The organism is Leucobacter holotrichiae (genome assembly GCF_055791005.1).
Map to the genome: position 1 here is coordinate 174,359 of NZ_JBVUAC010000003.1, position 14,236 is coordinate 188,594.

A 14,236-nucleotide genomic window follows, 5' to 3' on the forward strand; every position below is an offset into this window, starting at 1 on the left:
AGGCGGAAACCGCTCCTCCGGGAGGAGGACGCGCAATGTCGGAGGGTCCCCCTACGCTGGATGGCATGACAGATCTCAGAGGCGCAGAGTGGGTGCGCCCGAAGCCGAGCCCCCGCAGCATGCGGGGCGACCTCGGCCTCGCGGTGCTGCTCGCCTTCGCGGCTCTCACCACCTCGCTGCTCTACCAGCGCACGGGCCTCATCGCCGAGCCCGCCGAGCCGTGGGTGTGGGCGCTCGGCCTCGGCCTCGCCACGCTGCCGCTCGCGCTGCGGCGCCGATATCCCGTCCCCGTCGCCGTGATCGTGTCGGTGGGCTTCTTCATCTGCGGCCAGTTCGCCGTGCCCGAGATCCTCATCGTGAACATCTGCCTCTTCATCGGGCTGTACACCGTCGGCGCTTGGGAGGAACGGCGGGCCCTCGCGGTGTGGGCGAGGATCGCGATCGGCGGAGCGCTCATCCTCTGGCTCGTGCTGTCGCTGATCATCTCCTCCTCAGACACCGACGCCTTCCCGGGTCTGTCTCGCTCGGGCCTGTTCTCGGCCTACGCGACGTTCGCGGTGATCCAGCTCATCACCAACCTCATGTACTTCGGCGGCGCCTACTACTTCGGCGAGCGCTCATGGCGCGCGGCGCGTGCTCAGGCGCGTCTCGAGGCGCAGGGGCGCGAGCTCGAACTCGAGCGTCAGACGAGCGCCGCGCAGGCCGTCGCCCTCGATCGGATCGCGATCGCCCGCGAATTGCACGACGTCGTGGCGCATCACGTCTCGGTGATGGGCATTCAAGCGGCCGCTGCGAGGCGCAGCATCGAACGGGACCCCGTACGTTCGGCCGCCGCGCTCGAGGTGGTCGAGGAGAGCGCCCACACGGCGGTCGAGGAGCTGCGACGCCTCGTGCACACGCTGCGCACCCCCGAAGCGGAGACCGGATCGAGCACCGTGGGTATCGCGCAGCTGGCAACGCTCATCGCCGAGTCGCAGAGCGCGGGCGTGCCCACCACGCTCATCGTCGCCGGCGATCCCCGTCCGCTGCCCATGCTGGTCGACGTCGCGCTGTACCGGGTGGTGCAGGAGGCGCTCACCAATGTGCGCAAGCACGCCGGCCGCGGAGCCACCGCCGACGTGCGGCTGCGTTTCACGGCCGGCACCGTCGAGGTGGAGGTGAGCGACGACGGCGTGCGGCAGCGCGCCGACGAGCACTCGGAGGGCGCGGGCCTGGGCATCCGAGGCATGCGTGAACGCATCGGCGCCGTCGGCGGCACGGTTCAGGCCGGGCGTCGAGAACCCGCGCTCGGAGCGGGTACGGGCGGCTTCCTCGTGCGGGCGTCAGTGCCCGCTCCCGCCCCAGCCCCCACCCCCGTGTATGCGAACAGTGCGCACCCGGCAGAATCAGAAGTAGAAGGGATCGACGTATGATCCGCGTACTGCTCGTCGACGACCAGGCGCTCGTGCGATCAGGTTTTCGGATCATCCTCGAGACAGAGCCGGATATCGAGGTGGTCGGCGAAGCCGCGAACGGGCTCGAGGCGGTCGAGCTCTCGAGGTCGCTCACGCCCGACGTGATCTGCATGGACGTCGAGATGCCCGAGATGAACGGCATCGAGGCGTCCCGACGAATCCTCGGAGACCCGGGCGCCGCCGGCCCGGCCGTACTGATCCTCACCACCTTCGGCCACGAGACCTACCTCTTCGATGCCCTCGCGGCGGGAGTCAGCGGCTTCCTGCTCAAGACCTCGCGCGCCGAGCAGCTCATCGACGCCGTGCGCACGCTGGCTTCGGGTCAGGCGCTGCTCGGACCGGACGTCACCCGAGCCGTGATCGAGCGGATCTCGCAGGGCTCGGCCCAGAGCGGTGAAAGCGCGGAGACGTCTGCGCGAAGCGAGGCGGCGGCCCCGGAGAACAGTCAGAGCGGCGGATCACCGTCGGCCCTCGACCGCGCGGGTCTCACCGAGCGGGAGCGCGAGGTGCTGGCGCTCATGGCGGAGGGACGTTCGAACGCGGAGATCGCCGCGGCGCTCTTCCTCGGCGAAGCCACGGTCAAGACCCACGTCTCGAACGTGCTGCAGAAGCTGGAGGTGCGCGACCGCATCCAGGCCGTCGTGTGGGCGCACACTCTCGGGGGCGTGCAGGCCCACCGACCCCGGTAGTCGACGTCGGGTTCCGGTCCAGCCGGTGATTCGCAGGGGAGCGGGCGTCGAAGGCCGATGGCTGCCGGTCTCGTGTGAATCACCGGAGTTCTCACGGTCCGAGCCGGTCCAGCCAAGGACCGAGACCGCGCCGAATCGCGTTACTGCGATAATCGATGACGATGAAAGCGCACGAGGTGGTCATGGAGTGGGTGACCGAGGAGCTGCGGAGCGGGCGGCTCCACATCGGCGACCATCTCCCCGGCGAACGGGCCCTCGCAGAGACGCTGCAGGTCTCCCGCAGTTCGCTGCGCGAGGCCCTGCGCGTGCTCGAGGCGCTGGGCACGATCCGCACGGCCACGGGTTCCGGCCCGCGATCCGGCACCGTCATCACGGCCGTCCCCGAGCAGGCCCTCACGCTCGCCCTCAACCTCCAGCTCGCGACCAGTCAGGTCGAGCATCACCACGTCTACGAGATGCGCCTCCTGCTGGAGTGCTGGGCAGCCGAGCACTCCGATCCCGCCCGCGGCGACTGGGAGCGCGCGGCCCGGCTGCTCGAACTGATGGACGATCCGGATCTACCGGTCGAGGAGTTTCTGCCCCTCGACGCAGAGTTTCACGTGCTCCTGTCGCGCGCGGCCGACAACCCGCTCATCAGCACGCTGATGGACGCCCTGCGCATCTCGATCGCCGACCACACCCTGCAGCGCGCCCAGGGGCTGCCCGACTGGGCGCGCACCGCGGAACGCCTGCGCGCCGAGCACCGCGGCATCCTCGAGAGCCTGCGCGGGGGCGACCGCGACGCGGCCGTCGAGCGGATCCGCTCGCACATCCGCGGTTACTACTTCGAGACCGCCCGCTGAGCCGAGCCCGCGGTCGGCCGCACCCCGCCCGCACCCGCACCCTGCCCCCCTGTCCCGCTTACCCCTGTCGAGAGACGGAAAGCGCAGCCTCGGCTCGCGCAGAACACGCGAAATCCGTACCTCGGCGCCTCTGCCCACACCCGCGCCCTGCCCCTGCCCCTCCCCGCTCCCCCCTGTCACGCCCGCACCATCCGAGAGGACGAAAACGGCTGCGATCCTGGGGATTCAGAGCCCTTCTCGACCTCTCGGCGGGGTAGGGGCCGGCGGTGGCAACGGCCGACGCGGATCCGACGCGGATCCGACACGGATCCGACACGGGCTCCGATCGTCGAGACCGCCTGTCGCCGTCAACGCAAGAGGCGGTCTCGGCGGCAAAAGGCAGCCTCAGCCGCAGCAGGCGGTCTCACCCGCAGCAAGCAGTCTCGACACCGAGACCCCCTCCCCGCGAATTGACGGATCGCGACACCCGACCTACACTACTTGTGGTAATACCACATGGTCAGACCACAAGTATTTCGAGGACGTGACATCCTCACGACAGAGATCTCAAGGGAGAGACGACATGACGAGCACCGCAGCCCGGGCCGACACGGTGCCGGGGATCAACTACCGTGTACTCCTCGGCAGCCTCAGCGGCAGCGTGATCGAGTGGTTCGATTTCCTGGTCTACGGCACGGTCGCCGCGCTGGTCTTCAACAAGCTCTACTTCCCGAGCGACAACGAGTTCGTCTCCACGATGCTCGCCTTCGTGTCGTTCTCGCTGACCTTCTTCTTCCGCCCGCTCGGCGGCATCATCTTCTCCCACATCGGCGATCGCATCGGCCGCAAGAAGACCCTCTTCATCACCCTGACCCTGATGGGCGGCGGCACGGTCGCGATCGGCCTGCTGCCCGACTACGCCGCGATCGGGATCGCGGCCCCGATCCTGCTCATCTGCTTCCGCATCCTGCAGGGCCTCGGCATCGGCGGCGAGTGGGGCGGCGCCCTGCTGCTCGCCTACGAGTACGCCCCCAAGAACCGCCGCGGCCTGTACGGCGCGGTGCCCCAGATGGGCATCAGCCTCGGCATGCTGCTCGCCGCCGGCGTCGTCGCGCTGCTCACCCAGCTGCCCGACGGCCAGTTCATGACCTGGGGCTGGCGCGTGCCGTTCGTCGCCAGCATCGTGCTCGTGTTCGTCGGCCTGTGGATCCGCAACGGCCTCGACGAGACCCCCGAGTTCAAGCGCGTGCAGGAGACCGGGGCGCGGCTCAAGCTGCCGATCAAGGAGGTCATCACGAAGCACTGGGGCGCCGTGCTCGTCTCGATCGGTGCCAAGGCCGCCGAGACCGGCCCGTTCTACATCTTCGGCACCTACGTCGTGGCCTACGCCACCGACATCCTCGGCGCGCGCGACAACGTCGTGCTGCTCGCCGTCGCCGCGGCCGCCCTCGTCGCGACGATCTGGATGCCGATCTTCGGCAGCATCTCCGACCGCGTCTCCCGCGCGGCCCTCTACCGCTGGTCGGCCTGCACCACCATCGTGCTCGTGGTGCCCTACTACCTGATCCTCAACACGGGCGAGACCTGGGCGCTGTTCGTCGCGACGATCCTCGGCTTCGGCTTCCTGTGGGGCAGCGTGAACGCGATCCTCGGCACCCTCATCGCCGAGAACTTCGCCCCCGAGGTGCGCTACACCGGCGCGTCCCTCGGCTACCAGCTCGGCGCGGCGATCTTCGGCGGCACGGCTCCCCTCATCGGCGCCTGGCTGCTCGAGATCAGCGGGGGCGAGTGGTGGCCGATCGCGATCTACGTCGCCGTCTGCGCCGGTATCTCGATCGTGGCCTCGTTCTTCATCAAGCGTGTCGCGCACGTCGAGGACGAGCAGGCGAAGGATCCGATCGCGCGCTCCGCGCAGATCGCGTAGAGTCCCCGGAGCATCCCGGCTCCGACCGCCCCCCAGCACCCCAGTCCCCGAGTCGAAAGGGTCACCCAGATGAAGCGGCAGTTCCCCAACCCGGCCGAGCTCCTCGAACTCATGCAGTTCAAGAAGCCCGACCTCAACGGCAAGCGGCGGCGACTCGAGTCGGCACTCACCATCGCCGATCTGCAGCGCATCGCGAAGCGCCGCACCCCGAAGGCCGCCTTCGACTACACCGACGGGGCCGCCGAGGGCGAGCTGTCGCTGGCGCGAGCCCGGCAGGCGTTCGAGGACATCGAGTTCCACCCCGACATCCTCAAGCCCGCCGAGCACGTCGACACCTCGACCGAGATTCTCGGCGGCCGCTCGGCACTGCCCTTCGGCATCGCCCCGACCGGCTTCACCCGCCTCATGCAGACGGAGGGCGAGATCGCGGGCGCGGGCGCGGCGGGCGCGGCAGGCATCCCGTTCACGCTCTCGACCCTGGGCACCACCTCGATCGAGGACGTGCGAGCCGCGAATCCCCACGGCCGCAACTGGTTCCAGCTCTACGTGATGCGCGACCGCGAGATCTCGTACGGCCTCGTCGAACGCGCCGCCGCGGCCGGTTTCGACACGCTCATGTTCACTGTCGACACCCCGATCGCGGGAGCCCGCCTGCGCGATAAGCGCAACGGGTTCTCCATCCCGCCGCAGCTCTCGCTGAACACGGTCGTCAACGCGATCCCGCGGCCGTGGTGGTGGATCGACTTCCTCACCACCCCCAAGCTCGAGTTCGCCTCGCTCTCGACGACGGGCGGCACGGTGGGCGACCTGCTCAACGCGGCGATGGATCCCACCATCTCCTACGAGGACCTCGCGGTGATCCGCGAGATGTGGCCGGGCAGGATCGTGATCAAGGGCGTGCAGAACGTGCCCGACGCGGTGAAGCTCATCGACCTCGGCGTCGACGGCATCGTGCTCTCGAATCACGGCGGGCGCCAGCTCGACCGCGCCCCCGTGCCGTTCCATCTGCTGCCGAAGGTGGTGCGCGAGGTCGGCCGCGACGCGACCGTGATGATCGACACCGGGATCATGAACGGCGCCGACATCGTCGCCTCGGTCGCGCTCGGCGCCAAGTTCACGCTCGTGGGCCGCGCCTACCTCTACGGCCTCATGGCCGGTGGCCGCGCGGGCGTCGACCGGATGATCGCCATCCTGCGCAGCGAGATCGAGCGCACCATGGCCCTGCTCGGGGTGTCGTCGCTCGAGGAGCTCGAACCCCGGCACGTAACGCAGCTCAGCCGGCTGACCCCAGTCCCGCAGGCCGCGAGCGAGGGGATCGAGCAGGCCGGGTAGGGCCGGGAGGATCCGGGACGGTGCCGGCCTCAGCCGAGCCGCGGCGAGGCCGGATCCCCGGGGAGATGCCCGGCGACCCGGTGCTCGAGCCCGAGGCGCACACCCGGCCACTCCGGCCGGGTGATCGAGAACACCACCGTGTCGCGCACGTAGCCGGCCTCGGGCTTGAGGTGGGCACGCAGGATCCCGTCCTGCTTCGCCCCGAGCCGCGCGATGGCCGCGCGCGACTGGTGATTGTGGAAGTCGGTGCGGAACTCGACGGCCGTGCATCCCCACGCGTCGAAGGCGTGGCCGAGCAGCAGCAGCTTCGACTCGGGGTTGGTGCCCGTGCCCTGAGAACTCGCGGCATTCCACGTGGAACCGATCTCGACCCGCGGCGTCGCCGCATCGATGTTCATGAAGGTCGTCATGCCGATCGCGCGCCCGGTGTCGTTGCAGCGGGCGGTGAAGGGCAGCATGCTGCCCTGATCCTGCAGCGCGAGTCGGCGGCGGATCTCGGCATCCATGCGCTCGGGCTCCGGGATCCGCGTGTACCACAGGCGCCACAGCTCCCCGTCGCGCACGGCGTCGGCCAGTTCGTCGCGGTGATCGAGCGAAAGCGGTTCGAGGGTGACGAGGCGGCCGCGGAGGGTGCCCGGGTGTTCGAGTGCCATACGCCCATTCTGCACGCATCGAGGGCGGCGTCCCGGTCGGCCCGCGATGATTCCGCTCAGGGCCGCTGCGCTCCCGGCATGCACTCCCGCACCTCGACCCAGGTATCGAGCTCGCCCGCCAGCTGCCCGGCGAGCTCGTGCGCCCGGGCGCGATCCGGCACCCGCACCACCCAGAGCCGACGCAGCGGCTTGCCCGCTTCGTTGTACCAGCCGTCGCGGCGCTCCCCGCCCGGCCCCACGACCTCGGCCCGCGCATCGCTGTCGAGCGTCTCGGTCCACTCGAGCTCCGAGCGGCTGAGCAGCTCGTCCTCGAACCGCGCGAGGAACTCGACGACCTCCTCGATCCACTCCGGAGCGCGCTGCAGCAGCTCGGATTCTCGGCGGTGCAGCAGAAGCATGAAACGCATGATGCCCTCCTCCCCCCGGGGCTACCGCAGCAAGCGCGCGCCCGGTCCCCGGTGCTCACATCGTGACACGAACCGGGCGCCGCGTCGAGATCGGCGGCTACTCGCCGTCCGGAACGAGGATCAACCGCAGCTCCGCGACGAAGCGGTCGATGCTCTGCTGCGCGTCGATCCGCGCTTGCGCCGACTCGTCCGGGCGGTTGAGGTATCCGTGCACCGTCGCCGGCTGCACCGCCTCGACGACGGGAACCCCCGCCGCGCGCAGCTGATCCGCGAACTGCTCGCTCGACGCCCGCAGATCGTCGGCATCCGCGTTCACGATGATCACCGGGGGCAGCACCGCCAGCCGCTCGGGCGGCAGCTCGCCCGCGATCACGGCGCCCGCCGCAGTCGCCTCACCCGGGTCGCCCAGGTAGAAGTCGTACATGCCCGCGATGCGCTCAGCGCCGAAGCGGCGCTGCTCGGGGAGGACGGCCGTTACCGCGTCGAGCTCGGGGTCGAAGCGCTGCGTCCGGTGCAGGGTGGGGTATTCCAGCAGCAGCGCTGCGATCGGACGCCCGCCCGCGGCGTCGGCTTCGGAGAGTGCCGCGAGCACGGCCAGGTGCGCGCCCGCGCTCGCCCCGCCCACGACGAGGGGGTGCACGCCGTCCTCCGCCCCTGCCCAGCGCACCACTGCGGAGACGTCGGCGACGGGTGCCGGCGCCTTCACGGTTTCGCTCGCGAGCGCATAGTCGACGGAGTGCACGCGGATCCCAGCCTCGGCGAAGCGGCGCGCCGCCCAGTCAGCCTCTGGCCAGTCGAGGTTGCCGCGAGAGAACGAGCCGCCGTGCGCCCACACGAGCGTCGCCCACGCCTCACCATCGGGTTCGTAGGTGCGCACCGGCACGGCGGAGGAGCCGACCCGGTTCGGCAGGCCCGGATCGCGCCCGGCAGCGGGGCCCTCGATCTCGGTGTCGGTGATCCGCATCTCCCCGCCCCTCTCGCCCGCCGCCTGCTCGACGACCAGCGGCTGCTCGACCACCGCCGCGTGCGGCGGCTCGACCGGCTCGCTGCGCGGCAGCCACACCGCACCCGCTGCGGCGAGCGCGAGCGCGCACGCAGCCACCAGCTGGAGGGCCCTGCCCTCTCGGACGGAGCCTCGACGCACAGGCACAGTCTAGGCCGCCCCGGGCCTGGGCGCATGCCCCGGGCCTGGTGCGGGCGCACGCGCCAGGCAGGAGATCGCGATCCGAGCGGGTGAAAACGCGGGATCCCGACCGCACAGGCCGCGATCTCCTACCTGGGGAGCGCACTCCGACGTGTGGAGCGCGCCCTGTCTCGAGCGCGCCTCCAGAGTCCGCGCGACCTGCCTGAACTGCGGACACTGCGGAACCCGCCCGCCGGGGCTAGCATCGAATATGAACGGTCTTCATTTTGCGAGGCCTCGAGCGGCACGAAAGCGAGCACCCATGAGCACGAACACCACGATCTACCGCAACGCCACGGTCTTCACCGGAGACGCCGCCGTCGCTCCCCGCGAGAGCTTCGCGGTGCGCGACGGCCGGATCCTCGCCGCCGGAGACCTCGATGCCGTGCGCCTCGCAGCGGGCGAGGCCGAGGAGGTCGACCTGGACGGCGCGCTCGTCACCCCCGGCGTGATCGAGGGCCACTCCCACATGCTCATGCTCGGCGAGGCGCTGTCGAAGGTGCAGCTGCGCGACGCGAAGACGGTCGCCGAGGTTCAGGAGCGCCTGGCCGCCGCCCGGGCGGCGAACCCGGAGGCGACCCGGATCCTCGGCGTCAGCTGGCTCTTCGACATCTTCGAGGAGGGCGAGCGCCCCACCGCCGCCATGCTCGATGCGGCCGTGCCCGACGTGCCCGTCATCCTCGACGCCAACGACCTGCACTCGGCCTGGGTGAACTCCGCCGCGCTCGAGGCGATGGGCATCACCCGCGACACCCCCGATCCGGTCGGCGGCGAGATCGTGCGCGACGAGCACGGCGACGCCACCGGCTTCCTCATCGAGACCGCCGCCGTGAAGTACGCGTGGGGCTACCTCGACGAGGTGACGACCGACGCGGATCGCGATCGCTACCTCGCGGCCGCCTTCGACGCGTACCTCGAGACGGGCGTCACGGGCGCCACCGAGATGTCGTTCGGGCGCCCCGACCTCGAGGCCTACCGCCGTATCCTCGACCGCGACGGGCGGCTCCCCTTCCCGGTGAACGCGCACTGGATGCTCACTGCGACGGGCGACCTCGAGAGCGATCTGGCGCAGATCGGCGAGGTGGTGCGCGTCCGCGACGAGGTCGCGGCGCAGTACGGCGACGAGTGGCTGCGGATCGCGGGCGTGAAGTTCATCCTCGACGGCGTGATCGACGCCTGCACCGCGGCGATGCGGGCGCCCTACGCGAACGGCGAGATGCCCGGCCCGATCTGGGAGCGCGAGTTCGCACTGCCCACCGCGGTCGCGGCCGACGCGGCCGGGCTGCAGCTCGCGCTGCACGCGATCGGCGACGAGGCGAGCACGATCGCACTCGACATGGTGCAGGAGTGCATCAGGGTGAACGGTCCCCGCGCGGATCGCCGGCCCCGAGTCGAGCACCTCGAGTCGGTGGCCGACGACACGATCGCGCGCATGGCGGCCCTCGGTGTGACGGCGTCGATGCAGCCCGTGCACTGCGACCCGGCGATCATCGACAACTGGATGGCGCAGCTCGGCGACGAGCGGGCGCACACGGGCTTCCCGTGGCACAAGTTCCGCGATGCGGGGGTGCCGCTCGCTCTCGGCACCGACGCGCCGACCGCGCCGCACGAGGCCCCGAACAACCTCTTCATCGCCCTCACCGCGAAGTCGGTGCTCGACCGGGCCCGCGAGCCGTACCAGCCCGAGCGCATCTTCACACCCGCCGACGCGCTCGAGGCGCTCACCCTCGGCACCGCGTACGCGACGCGGCGCGACGATGAGGCGGGGCGGATCGCGGCCGGATACCGGGCCACCGTCGTGGTCTGGTCGGCCAACGCGCTGACAGACTCGCCCGAGAAACTGCTCGACACGGAGGCCGCGATCACCATGGTCGACGGCGAGATCGTGCACCGCGGCGGGGAGTAGTCGGACGCACCCTGGCGCTGTTCAGCCCCGCACACCAGAATGAGGGGATGACCGAAGCGAACGGGTACACCGAGTTCAGCTACACCGATGAGTACGGCGTGGAGATCGCGGCGTACGAGTGGGCCGCCGCCGAGCCGGTGGGGATCGTGCAGATCTCGCACGGCGTCGGCGATCACGCGAAGCGCTACGACGCGTTCGCCCGCGCGCTGACCGGCGCCGGCTTCACCGTCTACGCCGACGACCACCGCGGTCACGGCGAGACGGGGCGGGCGCAGCACAAGGGCGACCTGTCGAAGCTCGGTCGCCTCGGCCCCGGCGGGCTGCGCGCTGCGGAGGCGGCGATCCTGCAGCTCACCGGGATCGCCCGCGAGCGGCACCCGGGCCTGCCCGTCGTCATGTTCGCCCATTCGTGGGGCTCGCTCATGGCGCAGCGCATCCTCGGCGAGCACCCGGGGGCCTGGGACGCCCTGGTGCTCTCGGGGTCGGCTCTCCGCACCTTCAAGCATATGGAGAGCGGCGACCTCAACGCGAAGTGGAAGAGCGACGACGCCAACGGATTCGAGTGGCTGAGCCGCGACCCGAGGACCGCCGAGGCCTTCATCGCCGACGAGCTCTGCTTCGCGGCCGATATCGCGAAGCTCTTCGGCGTGGCCGATTCGCTGAGGCTGTTCGGCAAGCCGGGGCCGGGGATCCCGAGCGACCTGCCGATCCTCATCGTCTCCGGCGGCGACGATCCGCTCACCCGCGGCGACGGCCTGCGGCAGCTCGCCGACGCCTACCGCAGGCGCGGCGTGCGCGACGTCACGATGAAGATCTATCCGGGGGCGCGGCACGAGACGCTGAACGAGACCAATCGCGACGAGGTGTTCGCCGATCTCATCACGTGGATCGTGGATCGCGTCGGCGCCGAGTAATCCGCGATACCGGTTCGCACGGCTTGAGCCGTCGCCTGCTCCCCTCCCGGGCCCGAGAGGCGTACGCTGAGATCATGAGCATGCACGGTGAGTACAAGGTCCCCGGCGGCAAGCTGGTGGTCGTCGACTTCGACGTGGTCGACGGGCGCATCAGCGGATTCAATCTCTCGGGCGATTTCTTCCTCGAACCCGACGACGCGCTCGCCACGATCAACGGCGCCGTCGAGGGGTTGAATCCGTCGAGCACCATCGAGGAGGTGGGCAACGCGATCCGCAAGGCCCTCCCCGCCGAGGTGCACCTGCTCGGATTCACGCCCGATTCGGTGGGCGTCGCGATCCGCCGCGCCGTGACCGGTGCCGCGCACTGGCGCGACTACGACTGGCAGATCCTCCACGAGCCGCCGGTCGCCCCCGTGCTGAACGCCGCACTCGACGAGGTGCTCACGGCCGCGGTGGGCGAGGGCCTACGCGGCCCGACGCTGCGCATCTGGGAGTGGAACGCGCCCGCCGTGTTCATCGGCAGCTTCCAGTCCGTGAAGAACGAGGTCGACGAGGAGCAGGCCGCGGCGCACGGAGCTCAGATCGTGCGGCGCATCTCCGGCGGCGGCGCGATGTACATGGCGCCCGAGGCGTGCATCACCTACGCGCTGTACGTTCCGGGCGAGCTGGTGCGCGGCATGAGCTTCGCCGATTCGTACGCGTACCTCGACGAGTGGGTGCTCGAGGCGCTGCAGGCGCTCGGCATCGACGCCCACTACAAGCCGCTCAACGACATCACGAGCCCGCAGGGCAAGATCGGCGGCGCGGCTCAGAAGCGCCTCGGATCGGGCGCCGTGCTGCATCACGTCACGATGGCCTACGACATGGATCCCGCGGCGATGACCCAGGTGCTGCGCATCGGGCGCGAGAAGCTGTCGGACAAGGGCACCACGAGCGCGCAGAAGCGGGTCGATCCCCTGCGCAGCCAGACCGGCCTCACGCGCGAGGCGATCATCGAGAAGATGATCGCGGTGTTCAAGCAGCGGCACGGCGGCACCGACGGCGAGGTCACCGAGGGCGAGTGGGACGCGGCTGAGCGGCTGGTCGAGAAGAAGTTCCTCACGGAGGCGTGGATCCGCCGCGTGCCGTAGACGGTTCGGCAGACCCGCATTCGACCTGGTGGCCGGCAGCACGCGGCTCGATCCGGTCGAGACCGAGAGCTGGCCCGGCACCGGCCCGCTGCCGGATGCGGCAGAGCACCTCACCGAACACGACTGAGGCGGTGCCCTACACGCACTCGGCCGAGAGCTCCTCGACGAAACGCAGCACGGCGACCGATCCGGGATCCCGCTGCCCCACCGAGCGCTCCTGCTGCCACGCCGCCCTCCCGCGTCGCGACTGCCACTGCGCTGTCTCCTCGACGGCCGCCTCCGCCACACCGGCGAGCTCCGATGCCGGAACGCCCGACGCGAGCGCGGAGGCCACCGGTCCGAGCACGTCGAGCAGCGTCTTGTCTCCGACCCGCGCACCTCCGCGTTCCGCGATGCGCTCAGCGAGTACGCCGAGCAGCGGGGCGAGCCCGTCAGCCCCGAGATGCTCGCCTGATTCGAGAGTGTCCGCCGCGCTGATGAGGCCGCTGCCCACGAGCGCCGCGAACGTAGAGGGGTTCGCCGAGGAGAAGGCAAGACCCGCCGCACGCAGCACACTGCGCGCATCGGCGTCCTCCGGGAGCGCTCGCAGTGCCTCGGCCGCGGCTCGACTGCCCGCCGACACCGTGATCCCGAGGTCTCCGTCGCCGAGGACCGCGTCGAGCTCGCGCAGCTCGTCGGCGTGAGCCTCCATGCGCGGGAGTGCACCGACGAGCACGCTTCGCAGTGCGCTCGGGCTGCCCGCGGACACCACCTCGGCGCCAGCCGACTGACCGACGGGGACGGCGTTCAGCACCCCTCGGGCGGAGACGGGCACGGGAGCGTCTCCCTGTCGGAAGAACGGGGATCCCGCGGGCTCGTGCAGCAGCTCCTCGAGCTCCTCATCGAGCTGCATGATGGAGAGCGACGCCCCGGCCATCTCCAGACTCGTCACGTATTCCCCGACAAGGCGGTACGCGATCTCGACGCCGCGCTCGGCGAGCACCCGGTGCGCCCTGCGGTACACGACGTACAGCTCCTCGAGGGGCGTCGCTCCGAGGCCGTTCACGAGCACCGCGACGCGCGCGCCCGCGGTGAGGTCGAGCTCCGTGCCGAGCTCTGAAAGGAAGCGGTCGGTGATCTCGTCGGCCCTCTCGAGCGGTCCGCGGTGGCTGCCGCGCTCGCCGTGGATGCCGACGCCGATCTCCATCTCCCCATCGTCCAGCGAGAACGTGGCCTCCCCGGCCGCGGGAAGGATGGTGGGAGACAGCCCTACGCCCATCGTGCGCGTCGCATCGGCGGCCTTCTGCGCCACCCGGGCGACCTCGTCGAGCGACGCGCCCCGGTCCGCGATCGCCCCGGCGGCCTTGTAGACGAGCACGAGCCCGGCGACCCCGCGCCGAGTCTCCGAGCGTTCGGCGGGCGCGGACTGGATATCATCGGCACCCAGCACCGTGCGTACCTCGATCCCCTGACCGCGGCAGAGATCGGCGGCGATGTCGAAGTTGTAGACGTCGCCCCCGTAGTTGCCGTAGAGATAGAGCAGCCCGGCGCCGCCGTCCACGGCGAGCGAGGCAGCGTGGATCTGCGCTGGGCTCGGCGATGAGAACACGTTACCCACGGCGACCGCCGAGCATAACCCCCGTCCCACGTACCCGAGGAAGAACGGCAGATGGCCGGATCCGCCGCCCGTCACGATGCCCACGCGTCCGGCGGCCGGGGCGTCGGCGCGCACGAGCGCTCGGCGATCCTCCGTCGCGGCGCGCAGTTCGTCGGAGTGGGCGAGCAGGATGCCCTCGAGCACCTCGTCGACGAACTCATCGGCGCTGTTGATGATCTTCCGCATG

At 70.5% G+C, this 14,236-nt stretch carries 12 protein-coding genes; 8 read left to right on the top strand and 4 right to left on the bottom strand.

Annotated elements, in window-relative coordinates:
• Positions 1–65: 65 nt before the first annotated feature.
• The 5 genes from AC0KXF_RS06165 to AC0KXF_RS06185 all read left to right on the top strand — a co-directional run bounded on the left by AC0KXF_RS06165 (position 66) and on the right by AC0KXF_RS06185 (position 6,220).
• Positions 66–1,412, top strand: a complete 1,347-nt coding sequence (locus tag AC0KXF_RS06165; protein ID WP_473108325.1) for a sensor histidine kinase — start codon at positions 66–68, stop codon at positions 1,410–1,412.
• Positions 1,409–2,143, top strand: coding sequence for a response regulator (locus AC0KXF_RS06170; RefSeq protein WP_473108326.1), 735 nt, complete (start codon positions 1,409–1,411; stop codon positions 2,141–2,143). The genes AC0KXF_RS06165 and AC0KXF_RS06170 overlap by 4 nt, the downstream gene beginning before the upstream one ends.
• Positions 2,144–2,304: 161 nt before the next feature.
• Positions 2,305–2,985 (top strand): FadR/GntR family transcriptional regulator, encoded by a 681-nt coding sequence (locus AC0KXF_RS06175; RefSeq protein ID WP_473108327.1) that lies wholly within the window; start codon positions 2,305–2,307, stop codon positions 2,983–2,985.
• Positions 2,986–3,547: 562 nt separating this feature from the next.
• Entirely contained in the window at positions 3,548–4,888 is a 1,341-nt protein-coding gene (locus AC0KXF_RS06180) for an MFS transporter (protein WP_473108328.1), read from the top strand.
• A 69-nt stretch (positions 4,889–4,957) separates the two neighbouring features.
• On the top strand, positions 4,958–6,220 hold the full coding sequence (locus AC0KXF_RS06185) for an alpha-hydroxy acid oxidase (protein ID WP_473108329.1): 1,263 nt from the start codon (positions 4,958–4,960) through the stop codon (positions 6,218–6,220).
• 29 nt (positions 6,221–6,249) lie between these two features.
• Here AC0KXF_RS06185 and AC0KXF_RS06190 read toward each other — a convergent pair whose 3' ends face one another.
• The 3 genes from AC0KXF_RS06190 to AC0KXF_RS06200 form a co-directional block, all read right to left on the bottom strand.
• Positions 6,250–6,873, bottom strand: a complete 624-nt coding sequence (locus tag AC0KXF_RS06190) for a GNAT family N-acetyltransferase (RefSeq protein ID WP_473108330.1) — start codon at positions 6,871–6,873, stop codon at positions 6,250–6,252.
• A gap of 56 nt (positions 6,874–6,929) precedes the next feature.
• Positions 6,930–7,280 (bottom strand): YciI family protein, encoded by a 351-nt coding sequence (locus AC0KXF_RS06195; RefSeq protein ID WP_473108331.1) that lies wholly within the window; start codon positions 7,278–7,280, stop codon positions 6,930–6,932.
• A 97-nt stretch (positions 7,281–7,377) separates the two neighbouring features.
• Positions 7,378–8,424 carry an alpha/beta hydrolase gene (locus AC0KXF_RS06200; RefSeq protein ID WP_473108332.1) on the bottom strand — a complete coding sequence of 349 codons (1,047 nt, stop codon included), beginning with the start codon at positions 8,422–8,424 and terminating at the stop codon, positions 7,378–7,380.
• 301 nt (positions 8,425–8,725) lie between these two features.
• Between AC0KXF_RS06200 and AC0KXF_RS06205 the strand changes: the two genes are divergently transcribed.
• From AC0KXF_RS06205 to AC0KXF_RS06215, 3 genes are all read left to right on the top strand, one after another.
• Positions 8,726–10,369 (top strand): amidohydrolase, encoded by a 1,644-nt coding sequence (locus AC0KXF_RS06205; protein ID WP_473108333.1) that lies wholly within the window; start codon positions 8,726–8,728, stop codon positions 10,367–10,369.
• A 47-nt stretch (positions 10,370–10,416) separates the two neighbouring features.
• Entirely contained in the window at positions 10,417–11,283 is an 867-nt protein-coding gene (locus AC0KXF_RS06210; protein ID WP_473108334.1) for an alpha/beta fold hydrolase, read from the top strand.
• Between the two features lie 80 nt (positions 11,284–11,363).
• A complete protein-coding gene (locus tag AC0KXF_RS06215) occupies positions 11,364–12,413 on the top strand; it encodes a lipoate--protein ligase family protein (RefSeq protein WP_223045248.1) in 1,050 nt (349 codons plus the stop codon).
• A 136-nt stretch (positions 12,414–12,549) separates the two neighbouring features.
• Here AC0KXF_RS06215 and AC0KXF_RS06220 read toward each other — a convergent pair whose 3' ends face one another.
• Positions 12,550–14,235, bottom strand: a complete 1,686-nt coding sequence (locus AC0KXF_RS06220) for a dihydroxyacetone kinase family protein (RefSeq protein ID WP_473108335.1) — start codon at positions 14,233–14,235, stop codon at positions 12,550–12,552.
• Position 14,236: the final 1 nt, after the last annotated feature.